Genomic DNA, 19,043 nt, shown 5'->3' with positions numbered 1-19,043 from the left:
TATAAAATCCAACGAATATGAGCTCTTATCACTTTTTATTTACCTTTTTCCAATTCAAAATCCACCAAAATGGGACGATGATCGGAAGGATGCCAAAAGTTTGAAAGATTTGCCGGATCGCGCACCGGTTTTGTGTAAGTATCGGTCACGACATCGGCAGCAACAATACGTTCATATAGCGGAGAAGTACAATATACGAAATCTATACGCGCCTCTCCCCCAGTCGTGGTCTTAAACTCGCCGGGATGCTTTTTAGCGATCACATCTACATAAGGGGTATTCTCACGGATATAATCATGCACTAAAAAGCGAGTATCTTCCTCCGGATATTTGTAAACCGTATTATCAACTCGTGACCGCGAATTAAAATCTCCCATCATCATCCAGTATTGGCCAGCTGCCCCGGGAACTGATCCGATCGTTTGTTTACAGATATACTCCATTTCCATACGCCGGTATTTGTCTCCTCCGTGTTCCGCTCTGCTGGCATCCTGGTCTTCGGCACGAAAAGCAAAGGCTTGCGGCCAGGTATGGAGCGTTACCACATTGACCGTTTGTCCGCCGATTTCGATCTGCGCCCAGCCAGCGCCATGCGTAACGACACTGTCCGGCTCCGCCCCCGTAATACGCGAGACATTTTTAATCGGATATTTAGATGTTATCACCTGGGGATAGTTGTCACGGTGACCACCTATATACCAATATGCATGTCCATATCGCATGGCTAGTTTCTCCCAATTATCTGTCAGGTAACGATCTGCTGCCTCCATAGGGTCAGCTGTACCCGTCTTATAAATAGTCTGAGCTTCACACCAGACACAGATATCCGGATTTTGCTTTTTAACCCATTCGACAAAACCGTCATAATTATCTCCCTGTCCGGACCACATCCCGTTTTGTATGTTCCAGTAGAGAAGACGTACATGTTCCTTATCCGAACGGTTGCCACATGATGTCACAAGACAGGCTGCTATCCACATAAACGCGAGCATAAAAAATATACGCCCTCCGTTAATAATCTGTTTTTTCATTCCTATTCTCTATTTTAAGTTTAACATTTTACTCATTCTGCAGAAGTATAACCCGGATTCTGGTCGGTAGACTGATTCATCGCCTTATTATAATTGAATTCGGAATCCGGAATCTTCCACAAAAAATGTCTTTCCTTAATTTCCGTCCATGAACCGTCTTCCACATTATAATATTTTCCTACCAGTTCCTGTGCTTTCCCCAAACGGACGATAAAATCCCAGTGTTTCCCCTCGTTGAAGTGCTCATAGGTTTCTTCCCTGATCAACAAATCGATAAAGTCATCCATCGTTTTATAATCCGATAATTTATAATCCAATTCCATATCCGGGACTTTAGGATCGTACCCATAAGCACGACGACGAAGCTGGTTCAGCATTTCGATTGACTCTTCTGTAGGCCCTCCGGCAACACGTGCCGTTGCCTCAGCAAAAATAAGCATTGCATCCGGATAACGGATCAACGGAATAGAAACATTCGCTCCTCCCCCTTGTGAATTCGGATCCCAATACTTTGTCAAAAGGCAGGTGTACTCTCCATAAGCATCAGCTCCAAAGATATAAAAACCGACATTCAGCGCATAACGGAGATCATTCTTATCCCAGGTAGATATCACATGATTTTTCAAATCCGTATAATGCGTAAAATAACCATTCCCATTCAACATCAACTTGCCCGGTTCTATCTCATATTTCGGATGCGATGTATAAGACAGATAATCCCAGGTTTTACCGTCTGTCCGCGATGTCTTGATATAAAACACCTCTTCCGTCGAAGTTGTCAGGTCATACCCGAATACTTTGTCAAAATCCCTTGAAGCACCGACCTGAACCAATGAGTAAACTCCGCTATTGACCACTTCCCCTGCCAGAGTTTTGGCTTCTTCATAGTTTCCCGTATGCATATACACATCAGCCAGACATGTTCTCACCACATTTTTATTCGGCGTCGCCAGATATCTGGATTTATCCGGACAATTAGCCAACGCATATTTCAGGTCTTCAATAATAAAAGCATAAACATCTTCCTTCGAGCTTTTGGGCACATCCCATGTCGTAATGTTATCCTCGGTTTTCAGAGGGACTCCACCCCAATATTTGACTAAATTAAAATAATTGAATCCTCTCAGGAATCTCAGTTCCCCTAAATAGGCTGTAATTTCCGCCTCGGTCATCTCCGTTGCTGCCGGAAGTTTCTCTATCGCGGTATTACAATACATGATCGCTTTATATAAATTCGTCCAGTTAGATTCACTCCGCGTGATATGAGTAGAATTTACAAAACCGTTGTATGCTTTGTAAGTCTGGTAAACTCCTTTCGGATAACAGTACTCCGTATTGATTTCCAGCGTAGCGAAAAAATTAGAATTATAAGCCGACCGCATCACATCCAGCGGAGCCAATACCGCAGCATTCGCTTCTTCCTGTGTATTATAAAATGTTTCGCTCGAAATCGAATATGTATATTTCGTCTCATTCAGGCAATTGTCGCACGCCTGAAAAACAAAGAGACAGGCCACTATTAATAATAACAACTTACTTTTCATTGTTTCTGATTTTTAAAATTTGACACTTAAACCCATTGAAAACGTTTTACTGTTCGGATAAGTCAAATGGTCGATACCGGCATTGACATCACTCGCTTTTGAACTCACCTCCGGATCCACCCCGTTATACTTGGTAAAGGTCAACCAGTTTTGGGCACTTACAAACACCCGGATACCACTAAGCCAATTCCGGGTACTCCATTTTTCACAAGGGAAATTGTAGGCCAGACTGACATTTTTCAAACGCAGATAAGAACCATTATCGATGAAACGGTCTGAGTACTTCAAAGAGCCGACCGCCTCAATCTTCGGATAGGCGACATGAGAATTATCCTGTCCTTCCCTCCAACTTTCATAATACACCTTACGCTCAATATTCATACCCTGCCCATAAGAATAATTCCTCATCTCGCTCAAGTTAAAGACATCATTTCCCTGACTTCCCTGCAGAAAGAAATTGAAATCCCAGTTTTTATAGCGAAAGCCGCAATTCAAACCATACGTAAAATCCGGAAAAGGCGATCCCGCGATATACCGATCTTCCGTATCTGTATATTGACCGTCACCATTCATATCAACATAAGAAAGAGAGCCTTTTTCATCTAATCCGGCATCTTTATATACATAAAACGCCCCTAAAGGTTCTCCTTCGCGAATAATGGTTATAGAACCGGAACCATAGTTACTGTAAGTCGTACCTAAAATATCATCTCCGCCAGCCAATTCTTCAACTCTATTTTTATTATGTGCAATATTAAACTGGACTGTAAAACCAAAATCCTTCTTTTGTACGACATCCGCTTCCACCAAAAGTTCGACTCCCCGATTACTCATACTTCCGATATTCCGGACTGTCGATGAATATCCGGATGAAGACGGCAACGATACCGTATTCAACAGGTCAGTCGTCTTTTTATAATAATAATCGGCTGTAAAACGTAAACGTTGGTTGAACAAGCCCAGATCGGCACCGACATCCCATTGAGACGTTGTCTCCCATTTCAGATCTTCCGGAAAAGTGCTGCTTGGCGCATAGTAGGGTACATTCTCAGTTCCTGTCGCCGTCTTTCCTGTATTCAATAAATTCTGTGTCATATACGGGTCGATGGCACTCGAACCTGTACGGCCATATCCCAGGCGAAGTTTCAGATTGGTCACTTTTTCAAACTGTTTCATAAAAGGCTCTTCGGATATTCTCCATGCCACAGCTCCCGAAGGGAAATATCCCCAACGCGAACCTGCCGAATAACGGCTCGATCCGTCCGCGCGGAAACTGGCTGTCACCAGATATTTACCATTAAAAGAATAGTTGATACGTCCGAGATAAGACATCAACGCCCATTTGGAATAAGAGGTAGAAGGAGTGTTGACCGTTCCTGCCGAAGACAGATTATTTGTTTGCTGGACATCGCTCAGGAATGTATTACCGGATGCGGTTATCGATTTATAAACATTCTGCTGATAAGTAAAACCACCCATCAGATTGAATGAGTGAATTTTATTCACGGTAAAGTCATAATTCACAATATCCTCATTTATCACATTAGTAGACCGTTTATGGTTCACGGATGCGGAATTATTCTGGTAAATATACTTTTTAGTCGTATAAGCGTCATACCGTGAATCCGAACCTTCCAGACCAAAAGTAGCTTTCACAGAAAGGCCTTTGATCGGCTGGAAGTTGATAGCGGCATTAATATTCGTCAGGTTCGTGACAGTCTTGTAAGTTGCCTCATAAGCCATGCAAATGGGGTTCTTGATTTCATGCGACGACCAGGAATACCAGGAACGCAAATCCTTATAATTACCGCTTTCATCGTACGGATAAAATACCGGTGCGGCAGAATAAGTGGCACCGATCATAGAAGAACCTCCGTTACCTCCTCCGTCAGACTGGTTCATCTGGTTTATCAGCGAATATCCCATGTTCAACGAAGCACTGACCATCTTGCTCATTTTCAAATCCAGACTCGAACGTAAATTGTATTTGTCATACGAACTGTTATGGATCAATCCGTCTTTCATCATAGCTGAACCGCTTATGAAATAACGCAAATTATCCGTTCCCCCCGATACATTAATATTATGATTCGAGATAGGAGCATTCTGGAATACTTCATTCTGCCAGTCTACCCCTTTCCCCATTGCTGCAATATCCGTTTCGGAAAAAGGAGCTTCACTCAAAATATCTGCATTGACCAGATATTCATTATAAAACCGTGCCCACTCCTGAGCATCCATTAAATCCAACTTTTTTATCTGCTTCTGGAAGCCATATTCAAAGTCGTAGGAAACTGTCGTTTTCCCGGTTTTCCCCTTCTTGGTCGTTATCAAAACTACACCATTCGCTCCACGGGAACCGTAAATAGCCGTAGCCGACGCATCTTTCAGGATTTCCATGGATTCGATATCATATGTATTGATAGAAGACGTGCTAGCAGGTATTCCGTCAATGATATAAAGCGGAGAATTATCACCTTTGATCGAATTAACCCCTCGAATACGGATCGAATAATCTCCCGACGGATCTCCGGTATTCTGTGAAAGGACAACTCCCGGAACTCTCCCCTGCAAAGCCTGAATAGGATTGGATACGGTAAAGGCCGTAATTTCATCGGCTTTTATGGCAGATACGGAACCTGTCAAATCTTTTTTCTTCATTGTACCATAACCGATAACCACGATTTCATCTAATGATTCTACATTCTCCTTCATTACGATATTCAAGCTTTTTTGCCCTTTTACCGGAATTTCCTGTGAATTGTATCCTATATAAGAAATCATCAGGACATCTTTCTCCGATACATTCATTGAAAAATTCCCATCCACATCGGTCACGACACCAGTCGCAGAACCTTTTAACACAACATTGGCTCCGATTATCGGCTCCCCTTTTCCATCCACGATATTCCCCGTTAGAGCATACGATTTTTGCTGGCTAACAACAGGAAGTACATTGGTCTCCGCCCATACTTGTGCAGGAAAAAACTGCAACGTTACGGCAAGGCATAAAATTCCCAGTAAATGGGACACATTCTTCTCTCGATCCATTTTGTTTAAAATAATAATAAATTTGATTTATTTGCGGAACAAAATAAGCAAGACAACATTTCAATGCGGAGACAGGTCAATGACATTCATCGCACATTCTTGCTACAAATCGGTGTCCGGTAAAATATATTTCTTCCGTTTTAATAACCTGTTCATTAATAATTATGCATATATTTGCGTATTACATAACATATAAAACACCTTACTATGAAAAAGTCAGATCTGAAAATCATGGCAGAAGAGGAAAGAAAAGAGTTACAGGACCGGTATATCCGTTTTGATTGGGCAATCAAGCGTTTGTTACGCCAGAAGGCCAACTTCGATGTGCTTAACGGTTTCCTTACCGTTATGCTGCGCGAAGAGGTCAGGATACTTGAGATCCTCGAAAGCGAAGGCAATCAGGAAAGTGCCGACGACAAGTTTAACCGCGTCGATATAAAGGCGCTGAACAGCAAAGACGAAATCATCATCGTCGAAATCCAGAACACCCGTGAAGTTCATTATCTCGAACGTATTCTCTACGGCGTGGCCAAAGCCATCACTGAGCATATCTCGCTGGGTGAAGGCTATCAGAAAGTAAAAAAGGTCTACTCCATCAGTATCCTGTATTTCGACCTTGGTGTGGGGACAGACTATATCTACCACGGTCAGAACCATTTCACCGGTGTGCATACCGGCGACCGGCTGCGTATCAACACCCGCGACCGTGATGCAGTCGTCACCCGTCTCCCGTCTTCAATCTTCCCTGAGTACATTTTGATCCGCGTAAACGAATTCGACAAGGTGGCCTCGACGCCTTTGGATGAATGGATTAAGTATCTGAAAGACGGAACGATCCGCCCGGACACGACAACACCGGGCCTTCGTGAAGCCCGTGAGAAACTGAAGTACTACTCGATGTCTTCAAGCGAGCGACATGCGTATGACGAGCATCTGAACGTGATTATGATCCAGAACGATGTTCTCGACACCGCCAAATGGGAAGGTCGCATCGAAGGACTGGCAGAAGGAAAAGCGGAGGGGCTTGCCGAGGGAGAAGCCAAAGGAAAGGCAGAAGGCAAAGCTGAAGCTCTGTTACAGACGGCTTCCAACATGAAACGTATGGGCATAGCGGCAGCCGACATTGCAAAATATACAGGATTGCCGGTCGTGGAAATAGAAAACCTTAGATAACAGCATTAACGTAATAACACAAATATGATTAAAATAGGACTTCTCTCAGATACTCATGCCTGGTGGGATGATAAATATGCAGAATATTTCTCGGAATGCGATGAAATATGGCATGCTGGTGATATAGGCTCGGATGGACTGGCGGCACGGTTGGCTGCTTTGAAACCTTTCCGGGCAGTATATGGAAATATAGACGGGCAATCACTCCGGCTGGAATATCCCGAAGTAGCTCATTTCAAAGTAGAAGACGTAAATGTGATGATGACGCATATAGGCGGTTATCCGGGCCGTTACAACCCGGCTATCCGCAAAGAATTGTACGATACCCGCCCGAACTTGTTCATAGCGGGTCACTCGCACATTCTTAAAGTTGCATTTGATAAGTACCTGAATTGTCTGTATATCAATCCAGGCGCCGCCGGTAAAAGCGGTTTCCATCAGGTTCGTACCCTGGTCCGCTTCGTCATCGACGGCAAAAATATGAAAGACCTCGAAGTGATCGAACTGGGTATCCGTTAAAGGATACCCGGTTATTTGCCACAGCAGAAGTTTTCTGCCAACAAGATCGTATTCTGAAGATAAGAGAACTCCTGCTCGAAATATTCGCTAAATACGCCGGTATGCAGATTCTCTTCTATTTGCTTGGCAGTCCAGAGTTTTCCGCCTGCCCGCTTGCATTGACTCAGCTGATCTTCCGTACGAAGACAGATCACGTAAAGCGATACCAGATGTTTCACCTTCTCGTTCTCAAACGTATAACGAATGAGGAAACGAGGATTCACATCCTGCTGTCCAGCAAGTTCACCTACCGATTCACGCACCGTACTTTCAATACTATGCCTGAATAGTACATAACTATGGAAAGGATAATCGATCGTATCCGGCGATACGAATGCATCTTTACTCCTTTTCATCAAATAAAGCATTCCATTATGGATAACTGCTACGCGGACGATCGGATGATAGTATTTCTTCGGTAACGAACGGCTGACCGAACGCGCAATACAACCGATGACTTTTCCTCCGTCATTCAACACCGGCAACCACATTTCTTTCTGTAAACTACCTTGCATCAACGATAAGCGTATCTGTTCATAAAGAATGACCAGTACTCCGATCAATACCCCCAGTTCCCTGTAAAGGAAACGTTCCACGCGCACACTTTGCATCGTATCCGGCAGGATACTGTATACCAAAATGGCAAATAGATGTAATGTATACAAATTCTGAACCAACTGGGCAATGAAATAAAACTCATTTAACGTAGTACGCATCAAAGTCCGTTTGTAAGTCGGGTGTGTCGATGTTCTTATCTTTTTCAGTACAGAGCGCCGGCTAAAACCGATAAACGCAAGTACCACCACCAACAACACCTCCGTAATCAACGGAGAATAAATGAATAGTACGGGTTCCAGTTTCAGGCAGAGAAAGACAGAATACAACACCAGCGTAATAGCTGAAGGTAACAATAAAAATTGATACACTTTATCCTTACTCAATACCTGATAAAGAAAAATACATACAAAACAAAAGGTAACGCCGATAATGAAAGACAACAGATAAGAAAAATAATTATCCAAGAACATAAAAAGCAACAATGGCAACAGACCAATGGCTTGATTGTCTAAACCTTTCTTAACTTTGTTCATACCCTTTCCCCCTTTCTTCGCACTTTAAATATATAACAACCCAATGTGTTAAAAGTTTTCGCTATTAAACATGCTTTTCAGCGTGATAAGAGGAACGAACCAGCGGAGCGCTCTCTACCATACGAAATCCTTTATCCAAAGCGATTGATTTATAGACATTAAACTGTTCGGGGGTCACATACTCAGTTACTTGAATATTTTTTCTGGATGGTTGTAAATATTGACCAATTGTTAATACGGAAACACCTGCTGCCAGCACATCGTCCATCAGTTCGTATACCTCTCCGGGGGTTTCTCCCAGGCCGACCATGATACCGGTTTTTGCCGTAGCACCCTGTTTTGCAATGCGTGACAGGACAGCCAGGCTGACATCGTATTTGGCGGCACTACGAACCTGCGGACTGATACGCCGCACTGTTTCCATATTATGCGATATGATTTCGGGAGCGGCTGCCACTACCTGATCGACCAGATCAAGGCGTCCCTGAAAGTCAGGTATCAGGACTTCTACCGTCGTATCCGGGTTTACTTCTTTGATTGTCCGGATCGTATCAACCCAATGCCGGGCTCCCAGGTCGGGCAGATCGTCACGATCGACCGACGTTATCACTGCGTGTTTTAAGTTCATCAGGCGAATACTTTCCGCTACATTGGCCGGTTCTTTCGGATCCAGCGGCAACGGCTTGCCTGTTAGCGTATTACAAAAGCGGCAGGAACGGGTACATATCTCACCCGCTATCATGAACGTGGCCGTTCCCCGGCTCCAGCATTCTCCCATATTCGGGCATTTGCCGCTCGTACAAATGGTATGCAGACAATGCGACTCAACAATACTTTTCGTCTTTGTAAACTGCTCGTTCCCACCAAGCCGGATCTTTAACCAATCCGGCTTTCTCACATGTTCTGACATTATAAGTTATCAAATAAGAAGTTAGACATCCTGGTATACAGATGATATCGGGTATTTCCTCCGTAAATACTGTGATTACGGTCTTTGTAAACCTGCATATCGAACTGTTTACCGGCTTGTACCAATGCTTCTGCATAATCCATCGTCTGCTGGAAGTGTACATTATCATCAGCAGTTCCGTGTACCAGCAACAGCTTACCTTGTAAGTCTTTTGCCAGCCGGATCGGTGAAGTTGCAGCATAGCCCGAGAAGTTTTCTTTAGGCGTACGCATAAAACGTTCGGTATATACCGAGTCATAATATTTCCAGTCTGTCGGAGGAGCGACAGCGATACCGGCCTTGAATGTACCGTTACCCACGCTCATCGACATTAATGTATTATATCCGCCAAAGCTCCAGCCCCAGATGGCAATGCGTTTTGCATCGACGTACGGCAGTTTGCCCAAAGCCTGTGCAGCTTCCACCTGGTCTCTGGATTCCAATTCGCCCATCCGCAGGTATGTACATTTACGGAAGGCTTCACCACGTGCACCGGTTCCCCGGCCATCCACGCTGACTACGATAATTCCGTTCGCAGCCAGGTAATGTTCCCAGTCAAAACCATATTTATCCAGTACTTGTTGCGAATTAGGTCCGCTATATTGCACCATCAGTACCGGATATTTCTTCGATTCATCGAAATTCACCGGTTTTACAATCCAGGCATTCAGCTCTATATCAGAAGCTGTACGCACCTTGAAAAATTCTTTTTTGGAGAATGATGTACTTGCCAGTTTTTCGCGTAGGGCAGCATTGTCCTGCAACACGCGCAACACTTTCTTCGACTTCGTTTCATTTACGGTGATCACGGCAGGCGTGTTGGCATTCGAATAGTTATTTACGAAATAGGCATAGTTAGCACTGAAGTCGGCACTGTTCGTACCTTCGCTTTCCGACAGCTTCGTCTTAACACCCTTCTGGTCTATTTTATAGACAGAACGGCGCAACGGGCTTTCTTCTGCCGACTCGTAATATACTACCTTGGCAACATCGTCATATCCGATCAAACGGGTCACATCCCAATTGCCTTTCGTCACCTGGCGCTGCATAACTCCTGTCGGCGAATACAAGTAGATATGGGAATAACCATCCTGTTCGCTCACATACGTAAATCCATTCGGGTTGAAATGGATAGAAGTCAGCCATTCGGAATCGACATAACATTTATTTTCATCACGAAGGATCAGGCGGGATACGCCGCTCTTCGGATTTACATAATACATATTGAAAAGATTCTGCTGGCGGTTCAAAGTCATGACAGCCAACTGATCCGAATTAGTTGTGAACGTGATCCGGGGAATATAGCTATCCGCTTCTACCGGTATTTTCAGTTCTTTGATATCTTTCGTTGCTACGCTGTAAGAATGAACCGTTACTTTCGAGTTGCTCTCTCCAGCTTTCGGATATTTGAAATTGTAATATCCGGGATACAGGCCGTTGCCGTACATCTGCATGGAATATTCGGGCACTTCACTTTCATCGAAACGGACATAAGTCAGATATTCGCTGTCCGGAGACCAGGCCATCAGGTTCGTAACGGCAAATTCTTCTTCATATACCCAATCGGTAATACCGTTCAGCACCTTATTCAGTTCACCGTCTTTAGTTACCTGTACTTCGGTATCGAAATCAAACTTACGAACCCATATATTGTTATCCACCACATAGGCACACATACGTCCGTCCGGCGAGTAAGTCGGAATCATCTGTTTATTTTTCGAATCGGACAACGGTTTCACATAGTTACGCCGTACGTCATAATCGTAAACCATCGCTTTGAAAGAACGGCGGTAAATCGGCTCAGTGTCCCGCCAGACCAGTATATGATGGCCTGTACTGCTGATATCATAGCCGTCAAAATCATCAAACGTACATTCACGGGCCGTCCGGGCATTGAACAAAGTGTCTACCGGATTACCTGTACGATAGGAGTATTTAATGATCATACTACGGTCTTTATTCATTGCCGTATAATGCTCGCCATCCGGTAACGACCGCATTTCACCAATAGCGGTTACCTGACGGAACTTTCCATCTGTAATTTCTTTTAAATCTACACGCTTGCTCCCATTCTGAGCAGATACGCTTCCAATTATCGCCAATGAAAGCAAGAAACCAACACCCAATCGTTTCATGAATACTATTTTTTATTTTGAATAGGCTGCAAAGGTAGTATTTTCTCATGGTAAACCCTTAGCCGTTAAAGGTAAATTATGTACCCGGATAGCGTTTCCGGGATATTTTATCGTTAAATTAACCACCGGACATTGGTCATTAACCATTATAAATTACCTTTGCCGCATGGAAAACGTAAAACCTTATAACGATTTCGGAGATTTCCTACGGAAAGTATTCCCTTATAAAGTACAGAAAATCTCTATAAACGCAGGCTTTACCTGTCCGAACCGCGACGGTTCGAAGGGATGGGGAGGTTGTACTTATTGTAATAACCAAACGTTCAGCCCGGAATATTGTCATACGGAAAAAAGTGTGACCGAACAATTGGAGGAAGGTATCCGTTTCTTTTCCCGTAAATATCCGGAAATGAAGTATCTCGCCTATTTCCAGGCTTATACCAATACATATGACGAACTGAGCTCGCTGAAAGCGAAGTATGAGGAAGCGTTATCCTACCCCGGCGTGGTCGGATTGATCGTCGGGACACGTCCGGACTGTATGCCGGATGACCTACTGGATTATTTCACAGACCTTTCCAAAGAAAAGTTCGTGATGATAGAATACGGACTGGAAAGCACGCAGGACAAAACGTTGCTTCGCATCAACCGCGGACATACCTACGGAGAATCGGAAACAGCTATCCGGCGGACAGCGGAAAGAGGTATTTATACGGGGGCCCACCTGATCCTGGGTTTGCCGGGAGAAAGCCGGGAAGAAATAATGCACCATGCCGACCGGTTATCCGCTTTACCGGTCACGACGCTGAAACTACATCAACTGCAACTGATACGCAACACCCGCATGGCGAAAGAATATGCCGAACACCCGGAAGAATTCCATCTGTACACGGCCGACGAATATATCGACCTGGTGATCGACTTCATAGAAAAATTAAACCCCTCTATTGTAGTAGAGAGGTTTGTATCGCAATCCCCCAAAGAGCTGCTGATCGCTCCTGACTGGGGACTTAAGAACTTCGAATTTACAGCGAAGGTCAATAAGCGTATTGCCGAAAGAAATGCACGGCAAGGACGATTATTTATTCCTTTTTCTCAGGAGCCAGTTCCCCATAGAATGTGATGTTCTGTTTATTGACAGGCGTCACATTGATTGTCGCGGAGCCATTTGAAAACACCTGCACATTGAATGCAAACGTATCGTCATCGCTTCGGGTACGAAACTGTATTTGAGCGGTTCCTTTCTTATTAAAAGAACATTGATAATCGGTAATTGATTTTTCGAAACGTAACCCGTCACCGCCACCATAAGGAGCCGAATATGCCCTTCCGAAATAAGGAAGATAGGAAATAACCGAGTCACCGCGCATTTCCAAAGAGTAGGGAGAAGTCAGATTAACCGAACGTCCTCCCATGGGTATCGCACGATTTACATTCACTGTAAACCGTTTACTATCTATTAATTCTTTCACTTCATTGGCTTTCTGCTCTTTCTTTTCTTTTTTACTTTGAGCATAAAGGGATTGCCCTGCAAACAGAAGGACAATCCCTATTAACCAAAATAACCTAACATTCTTCATAACCTTAAATACTAACACACAATTCTCCTTTTATATATAAGACAATTAGAGAAGCCAAAAGTTTATATCCAACCCGTTAATTTAACACAACAAGAGGTTAACAAACCATTACTCTGCCATTTTCCTAAAATACTAGCACATAAAATAATAAATTACATCATCAATTAAAAACCAAAGCACTTGCGTATGTCCGCCAACTTTACGTAATTTGCTGACTCATTTTCTGAATCAGATTAAACAAATTTATGGAGAAAAAACATCAGTATCAGGGATTAACCAAACAAGAAGTTGAAGAAAGCAGGCGCCTCCACGGCGAAAATATCCTCACACCTCCGGAGAAAGCCTCTCTCTGGAGTCAGTTCCTTGAAAAGTTTAACGACCCGATCATTAAGATCCTGTTGGTAGCCTGGCTGCTATCCATGATTATTGCCGGTGTACATTGCTGGGGACCGGAAGCGAAAGGTTTTACAGCTTTCCTCGAACCGATCGGTATCTTCTTTGCTATCATGCTGGCATCGTGTGTCGGGTTCTTCTTCGAAATGAAAGCGAACAAAGCGTTCGATGTATTGAATACCGTAAACGACGATACGTTCGTCAAAGTGATCCGTGAAGGGAATATTTGCCAGGTAACTAAAAAAGAAGTCGTTGTCGGCGACATCGTCGTACTGGAAACCGGAGAGGAAGTTCCTGCCGACGGTCATCTGTTGGAAGCTATCTCTCTGCAGATCAATGAATCGACATTAACAGGCGAACCGATCATCAGCAAGACCACCAACGAAGCCGAGTTCGATCACGAAGCGACCTATCCATCCAATATGGTGATGCGCGGCACAACGGTTGTCGACGGACATGGAGTGATGAAAGTCGAGCTGGTAGGCGACGCCACCGGCTACGGAAAAGTATATGAAGGCTCGCAGATAGAAAGCGACGTGGAAACACCGCTACAGATACAGCTCAAAGGGCTTGCCGGTGTCATCAGCAAAGGTGGCTACACGGTTGCCGGACTTACCTTCATCGCCTTACTCGCAAAATTATTGATGACATCCTCCGGTATGCCGGTGATGGACTTGATCTCGCATATTCTGAACATCTTTATGGTGGCAGTAACGCTGATCGTTGTATCCGTTCCGGAAGGTCTGCCGATGAGTGTAACCCTGAGTCTTGCCCTGAGCATGAACCGCATGCTTAAGACGAACAACCTGGTCCGCAAGATGCATGCCTGTGAGACCATGGGAGCGACAACGGTGATCTGTACGGATAAAACGGGTACGTTGACACAAAACCAGATGCAGGTTTACCAAACGAACTTCTACAATCTCAAAGATCAGAAATTGGGAGATGACGAGTTGAGTAACCTCATCAAAGAAGGCATTTCCGTTAACTCGACCGCTTATCTCGACTTCTCGGAAGATAAGGTGAAAACACTAGGTAATCCAACCGAGGCTGCTTTACTGCTTTGGCTGAACAGTCAGAATCAGAACTATCTGACATTACGGGAAGAAGCCCCGGTTTTAGCACAGCTTACGTTTTCTACCGAACGGAAGTATATGGCCACAGTGGTACAGTCGCCTCTGTCAGGTAAAAAAGTATTATATGTGAAAGGTGCCCCCGAAATTGTTCTAGCCAACTGCCAACGGGTGGCAGCCGGCGGTACCTACAAAACGGTTGAAACCTGCAAGGCAGACATCGAAAAACAATTACTGGACTATCAGAACCAGGCGATGCGTACATTAGGCTTTGCTTACCAGATCATTGAAGACGGGAAGGATGATGCTTATTTCGTCAACGGACGTTTGCATGGTACCGACCTGACCTATCTAGGTATCGTAGCCATCTCCGACCCTGTCCGTGCAGATGTTCCGGCAGCCGTACAAAGCTGTCTGAATGCCGGTATCGATGTCAAGATCGTCACAGGCGATACACCGGGTACTGCCCGTGAGATCGGTCGTCAGATCGGTACATGGAAACCGGAAGACACCGACCGCAACATTATTACCGGCCCCGGATTCGAAGCACTGACGGACGAAGAAGCACTCGACCGCGTGCTCGACCTGAAGATCATGTGCCGTGCCCGTCCGACCGACAAACAACGCCTGGTACAATTATTACAGAAAAAAGGAGCTGTCGTTGCCGTAACCGGCGACGGTACGAACGATGCCCCGGCTTTAAAAGCCGCCCAGGTAGGTTTGTCTATGGGTGACGGGACCTCTGTTGCCAAAGAAGCCAGCGACATTACCATCCTGGACAATTCATTCGGCAGCATTACCCGTGCCGTCATGTGGGGACGCTCTTTATATCGTAACATACAGAAGTTCCTTTTATTCCAGCTTACCATCAATGTGGCCGCTTGTCTGATCGTATTACTGGGTTCCCTGTTCGGCACCGAATCGCCGCTTACCATCACACAGATGTTGTGGGTAAACCTGATCATGGATACATTTGCCGCCGGAGCACTGGCATCATTACCTCCTAACGAGCGGGTAATGAAAGATAAACCCCGCCGCAGTGGTAAAAACGGCGACTTTATCATTACCCGCCCGATGGCTTACAACATCTTCGGAGTAGGTATCGCTTTTGTTGTGATCCTGATGGGCGTATTATATTACTTCCATGCCCAGACCGGATTAACGCCGCACGACTTATCCTGGTTCTTCAGTTTCTTCGTGATGCTTCAGTTCTGGAATATGTTCAATGCGAAAGCATTCATGGAAGGCCGTTCCGCTTTTGCAAACCTGAAAGAAAGCAAGAGCTTCCTGTTCGTCGCCCTGTTGATCATCATCGGCCAGTATCTGATCGTTACGTTCGGCGGAGAGATGTTCAGCGTAGTGCCTTTATCCCTGAAAGACTGGGGTATCATTATCGGTTTAAGCTCCCTGGTTCTCTGGATCGGAGAGATAGCGAGAGGTATCAGCCGGTTGATCAGGAAATAGGACATAGTGTTGTCAGGCCGGACTCCTTACCTATAAGGATTTTCGGCCTGAAGAAAGGACTCTGCCAATGCTTTGGCAAAACTCTGCCATTACTGTGGCAGTGTTGTGCCATAGTATTGGCACTGCTATGACATCATCGTGGCAAAGCACTGTTATCACAACGAAAAGTGAAACATATCGGCATACCGATACGACCAACCTATATACCTTCCGCCTATTTCCGTTATGATCCGTACAAAAGCCCTAAATAACTTGTCCAACTAAATGATTATCTATACTTTTGTTGTAATAGAAATCAGAACAAAAACAATATATGAAGATCACAGTAAAAAACGGAAACGAAACAATCATCAACCTTTCCGGTCAGTTAGACACACTTACTTCTGCTGATTTTGAAAAAGAGATCACTAAAATACTTGCAGAAGATGTACATACTGTAGTACTCGATGGAACGGAGCTCACTTATATCAGTAGCGCCGGACTTCGTTTGCTGTTGACCCTGCAGAAAGGTATGAAAGCAAAAAACGGTACTTTCCGTCTGAGAAACCTGCAACAGGACATCATAGATATTCTGAATATCACCGGTTTCTCTTCTTTCCTTACCATCGAATCCTAAGCGCCCCGTACCGGCAGATGATAAACACGTTACACATAAAGAACGAACTGGAGCAGCTCACCCGTTTGTATGAGTTTCTGGACCTGCACGCCTCCGCTTACGGACTGGAAGAGCAGTTGACGATGCAAATCAAACTGGCTCTCGAGGAGGTGGTGACCAATGTCATATTATATGCCTACCCTGATAAAAAAGATCAGGATATACGCATCGATATGAACTATGGGAACAAACAGCTGACGATCGTCATCACCGATAAAGGCACACCTTTTAATCCGCTGGAGATGAAGGAACCCGACATTACCCTCCCGCCGGAAGAGCGGCCTATCGGAGGTCTCGGGATCTATCTGGTCAAACAACTGATGACAGAAGTCACCTATTCCCGTTCATCAGGAAAAAATATACTCACAATGACAAAAGATATTCATTGATATGGCAGACTTCGACATCAAAGAGATAAGCGCACTCAAGCTGAAATTACGGATCATTGAGAAAGCGACACTGGTGGGATGGATAGTAGTCATCCTCGGTCTTTATTATGACTGGGATACGATTCCCGGTCTCACGATTGTAACAATTATCATCCTCTATATCATTAAAGGACGGTTTCGCAAACAATTGAAGCAAAAAGAATACCTGGCAAAGATCGTGGAAGAACGGACCATCGAACTCCGTATCCAACGTGACCAGGTATTGAATGAGTCCAAAAAACTCTCTGATGCCCTGGATGCTCTGGCTAAAGCACAGGACGAACTTGTCCGCAAAGAAAAACTGGCAACCGTCGGCCAATTGACACAAGGACTGGTCGACCGTATCCTGAACCCGATCAACTACATCAATAACTTTGCCGGACTTTCCGCCAACCTGATCAAAGACCTGAAGGCTAACATCACGGAAGAACAGGCGGTCATGTCGAAAGAGAACTATGCCGACAGCATCGAAATACTCGATATGATCAACAGCAACCTGCAAAAAATCAATGAGCATGGCTGCAACACCGTGCGGATCGTGAAAGCGATGGAGGAACTGTTGAAAGACAGGAACGGCAATGCCACTTCTACCGATATCTGCGAACTCTGTAAAGTGAATGTAGACGTGATCCGCAAAGCGTTCAAAGAAGAGATCGAAAGTAAACAGATACAGATCGATATCCTATGCCCGGCAGAACCTGCCATGGCAGAGATAGATATCGAACAAATGAACAAAGTAATGCTCAGCTTATTGAAAAACAGTATCTATGCATTGCTGAAAAAGTTGCAGAAAGAAGAGTTCTCCCCGGTCATCACGATCCAGGTGGAGAAGAGACTGAACGGAACGATTTATATCAGCATCCGTGACAACGGTATCGGTATCGAAGATAATATCAAGAATAAGATATTCGAACCGTTCTTTACAACTAAACCTACTGCCGAAGCGGCAGGTGTCGGTTTATACCTCTGCCGGGAAGTTATCCTGAACCATCATGGTTCCATCATCGTTAAGAGTGAGAAGGACAACTTCACTGAGTTCATGATTTCTATTCCTATTTATCAAAAGAGCAACAATGAGTGATAACAGCAAACAAGAAATTGAACGTCTGAAAAAACAAGTCAGTCAACAGGAAAAGATGGCTTCACTCGGACTGTTGAGCGCAGGTATTGCACACGAGATACAGAACCCGCTCAACTTTGTGATCAACTTCAGCAAACTATCGTGCAAGTTGTTGCAGGATATGGAAGAAGTACTGGACGAACTGAAAGACAAACTGCCGGCAGATGCTGACGAAGAACTCCGGGAAATCATGGAGGATCTGAAAGGTAACATGAACAAGATTGAAGAGAACGGCAACCGGGCATCCAGCGTTATCCGGGGCATCCTGCTCTATTCACGCGGAAAGGACGATGAATATATTCCTACCAATCTGTGTCAACTGACCAAAGAATACGTATGGCTTTCCTACCATGCGGTACGGGCTAACAATAAGAGCTTCAACGTTGCTATCGAAGAAGAATACGACGATACGCTTCAATTGGTCAAGGTGATCCCGCAGGATTTCAGCCGCGCAGTACTCAATCTGATGAATAATGCGTGTTATGCTGTATTCAACAAGTCGAAAGGTGCGACTGAAACACCTTACAAACCGACCATTAAAGTGAGCCTGAAGAAAGACGGTGATAAAGTGCGCCTCACGATCGAAGATAACGGTTCTGGTATCACGGACGAAGTTAAAGAGAAACTCTATACCCCGTTCTTCACGACCAAACCGCTGGGAGAAGGGACAGGCTTAGGTCTCTCCATCACTAAATCGATCATCGAACAAAAACATAACGGAACGATAGAACTGGAATCCCAACCCAACGAGTTTACTCGTTTTACTATCACCATTCCGATTCAATAATTACAGAAACA

The 19,043-nt window shown here is 44.6% G+C and carries 15 protein-coding genes; 8 read left to right on the top strand and 7 right to left on the bottom strand.

Features of this window, described 5'->3' with window-relative positions; genetic code table 11:
* Positions 1-35 precede the first annotated feature (35 nt).
* Genes DWW23_RS11415 through DWW23_RS11405 form a run of 3 tightly spaced genes read right to left on the bottom strand, consistent with a single transcriptional unit; the run spans position 36 to position 5,626 of the window.
* Positions 36-1,031 (bottom strand): endonuclease/exonuclease/phosphatase family protein, encoded by a 996-nt coding sequence (locus DWW23_RS11415; RefSeq protein WP_122353398.1) that lies wholly within the window; start codon positions 1,029-1,031, stop codon positions 36-38.
* 32 nt (positions 1,032-1,063) lie between these two features.
* Positions 1,064-2,575: a RagB/SusD family nutrient uptake outer membrane protein gene (locus DWW23_RS11410; protein WP_187576512.1), complete on the bottom strand. Its 1,512-nt coding sequence runs from the start codon at positions 2,573-2,575 to the stop codon at positions 1,064-1,066.
* A 12-nt stretch (positions 2,576-2,587) separates the two neighbouring features.
* The gene (locus DWW23_RS11405; RefSeq protein WP_122353397.1) at positions 2,588-5,626 is read right to left on the bottom strand and encodes a TonB-dependent receptor; all 3,039 of its coding nucleotides are present in this window, start codon (positions 5,624-5,626) and stop codon (positions 2,588-2,590) included.
* 207 nt (positions 5,627-5,833) lie between these two features.
* On the opposite strand from DWW23_RS11405, the gene DWW23_RS11400 reads away from it, so the two are divergent.
* Together DWW23_RS11400 and DWW23_RS11395 are read left to right on the top strand one after the other, a co-directional pair.
* A complete protein-coding gene (locus DWW23_RS11400; RefSeq protein WP_122353396.1) occupies positions 5,834-6,799 on the top strand; it encodes an Rpn family recombination-promoting nuclease/putative transposase in 966 nt (321 codons plus the stop codon).
* A gap of 24 nt (positions 6,800-6,823) precedes the next feature.
* Positions 6,824-7,318 (top strand): metallophosphoesterase, encoded by a 495-nt coding sequence (locus tag DWW23_RS11395; protein ID WP_122353395.1) that lies wholly within the window; start codon positions 6,824-6,826, stop codon positions 7,316-7,318.
* An 11-nt stretch (positions 7,319-7,329) separates the two neighbouring features.
* On the opposite strand, the gene DWW23_RS11390 is transcribed toward DWW23_RS11395, so the two are convergent.
* From DWW23_RS11390 to DWW23_RS11380, 3 genes are all read right to left on the bottom strand, one after another.
* Positions 7,330-8,448, bottom strand: a complete 1,119-nt coding sequence (locus DWW23_RS11390) for a hypothetical protein (protein ID WP_122353394.1) — start codon at positions 8,446-8,448, stop codon at positions 7,330-7,332.
* 64 nt (positions 8,449-8,512) lie between these two features.
* Positions 8,513-9,358 (bottom strand): lipoyl synthase, encoded by an 846-nt coding sequence (gene lipA, locus DWW23_RS11385; RefSeq protein WP_122353393.1) that lies wholly within the window; start codon positions 9,356-9,358, stop codon positions 8,513-8,515.
* The gene (locus DWW23_RS11380; protein WP_122353392.1) at positions 9,358-11,532 is read right to left on the bottom strand and encodes a S9 family peptidase; all 2,175 of its coding nucleotides are present in this window, start codon (positions 11,530-11,532) and stop codon (positions 9,358-9,360) included. Before DWW23_RS11380 ends, lipA begins: the two co-directional genes overlap by 1 nt.
* A gap of 166 nt (positions 11,533-11,698) precedes the next feature.
* Between DWW23_RS11380 and DWW23_RS11375 the strand changes: the two genes are divergently transcribed.
* Positions 11,699-12,655 carry a TIGR01212 family radical SAM protein gene (locus DWW23_RS11375; RefSeq protein WP_122353391.1) on the top strand — a complete coding sequence of 319 codons (957 nt, stop codon included), beginning with the start codon at positions 11,699-11,701 and terminating at the stop codon, positions 12,653-12,655.
* On the opposite strand, the gene DWW23_RS11370 is transcribed toward DWW23_RS11375, so the two are convergent.
* The gene (locus DWW23_RS11370) at positions 12,615-13,112 is read right to left on the bottom strand and encodes a DUF4251 domain-containing protein (protein ID WP_122353390.1); all 498 of its coding nucleotides are present in this window, start codon (positions 13,110-13,112) and stop codon (positions 12,615-12,617) included. The two genes, DWW23_RS11375 and DWW23_RS11370, sit on opposite strands and share 41 nt — an antisense overlap.
* A gap of 245 nt (positions 13,113-13,357) precedes the next feature.
* Here DWW23_RS11370 and DWW23_RS11365 point away from each other — a divergent pair, with 245 nt between their 5' ends.
* The 5 genes from DWW23_RS11365 (at position 13,358) to DWW23_RS11345 (ending at position 19,032) form a co-directional block, all read left to right on the top strand.
* Positions 13,358-16,042 (top strand): calcium-translocating P-type ATPase, PMCA-type, encoded by a 2,685-nt coding sequence (locus DWW23_RS11365; RefSeq protein WP_122353389.1) that lies wholly within the window; start codon positions 13,358-13,360, stop codon positions 16,040-16,042.
* Between the two features lie 313 nt (positions 16,043-16,355).
* Positions 16,356-16,658, top strand: a complete 303-nt coding sequence (locus DWW23_RS11360; protein WP_122353388.1) for an STAS domain-containing protein — start codon at positions 16,356-16,358, stop codon at positions 16,656-16,658.
* A 17-nt stretch (positions 16,659-16,675) separates the two neighbouring features.
* Positions 16,676-17,086: an ATP-binding protein gene (locus DWW23_RS11355; protein ID WP_122353387.1), complete on the top strand. Its 411-nt coding sequence runs from the start codon at positions 16,676-16,678 to the stop codon at positions 17,084-17,086.
* Between the two features lies 1 nt (position 17,087).
* Complete coding sequence (locus tag DWW23_RS11350; RefSeq protein WP_122353386.1) at positions 17,088-18,206, top strand: sensor histidine kinase; 1,119 nt, start codon at positions 17,088-17,090, stop codon at positions 18,204-18,206.
* Positions 18,199-19,032 (top strand): sensor histidine kinase, encoded by an 834-nt coding sequence (locus DWW23_RS11345; protein ID WP_122353385.1) that lies wholly within the window; start codon positions 18,199-18,201, stop codon positions 19,030-19,032. Before DWW23_RS11350 ends, DWW23_RS11345 begins: the two co-directional genes overlap by 8 nt.
* The last annotated feature ends 11 nt before the right edge of the window (positions 19,033-19,043 follow it).

Source organism: Parabacteroides sp. AF14-59, from assembly GCF_003479515.1.
Lineage (GTDB): Bacteria > Bacteroidota > Bacteroidia > Bacteroidales > Tannerellaceae > Parabacteroides > Parabacteroides faecis.
Note: the sequence above shows the minus strand (reverse complement) of the source record. Positions and strands in the feature narration are given on the sequence as shown.

Coding starts and splice junctions, on each gene's coding strand:
- DWW23_RS11415 (WP_122353398.1), bottom strand. CDS start 1,031: ATGAAAAAACAGATTATTAACGGAGGGCGTATATTTTTTATGCTCGCG.
- DWW23_RS11405 (WP_122353397.1), bottom strand. CDS start 5,626: ATGGATCGAGAGAAGAATGTGTCCCATTTACTGGGAATTTTATGCCTT.
- DWW23_RS11390 (WP_122353394.1), bottom strand. CDS start 8,448: ATGAACAAAGTTAAGAAAGGTTTAGACAATCAAGCCATTGGTCTGTTG.
- DWW23_RS11395 (WP_122353395.1), top strand. CDS start 6,824: ATGATTAAAATAGGACTTCTCTCAGATACTCATGCCTGGTGGGATGAT.
- DWW23_RS11370 (WP_122353390.1), bottom strand. CDS start 13,112: ATGAAGAATGTTAGGTTATTTTGGTTAATAGGGATTGTCCTTCTGTTT.
- DWW23_RS11400 (WP_122353396.1), top strand. CDS start 5,834: ATGAAAAAGTCAGATCTGAAAATCATGGCAGAAGAGGAAAGAAAAGAG.
- DWW23_RS11360 (WP_122353388.1), top strand. CDS start 16,356: ATGAAGATCACAGTAAAAAACGGAAACGAAACAATCATCAACCTTTCC.
- DWW23_RS11355 (WP_122353387.1), top strand. CDS start 16,676: ATGATAAACACGTTACACATAAAGAACGAACTGGAGCAGCTCACCCGT.
- DWW23_RS11410 (WP_187576512.1), bottom strand. CDS start 2,575: ATGAAAAGTAAGTTGTTATTATTAATAGTGGCCTGTCTCTTTGTTTTT.
- DWW23_RS11345 (WP_122353385.1), top strand. CDS start 18,199: ATGAGTGATAACAGCAAACAAGAAATTGAACGTCTGAAAAAACAAGTC.
- DWW23_RS11350 (WP_122353386.1), top strand. CDS start 17,088: ATGGCAGACTTCGACATCAAAGAGATAAGCGCACTCAAGCTGAAATTA.
- DWW23_RS11380 (WP_122353392.1), bottom strand. CDS start 11,532: ATGAAACGATTGGGTGTTGGTTTCTTGCTTTCATTGGCGATAATTGGA.
- DWW23_RS11365 (WP_122353389.1), top strand. CDS start 13,358: ATGGAGAAAAAACATCAGTATCAGGGATTAACCAAACAAGAAGTTGAA.
- DWW23_RS11375 (WP_122353391.1), top strand. CDS start 11,699: ATGGAAAACGTAAAACCTTATAACGATTTCGGAGATTTCCTACGGAAA.
- lipA (WP_122353393.1), bottom strand. CDS start 9,358: ATGTCAGAACATGTGAGAAAGCCGGATTGGTTAAAGATCCGGCTTGGT.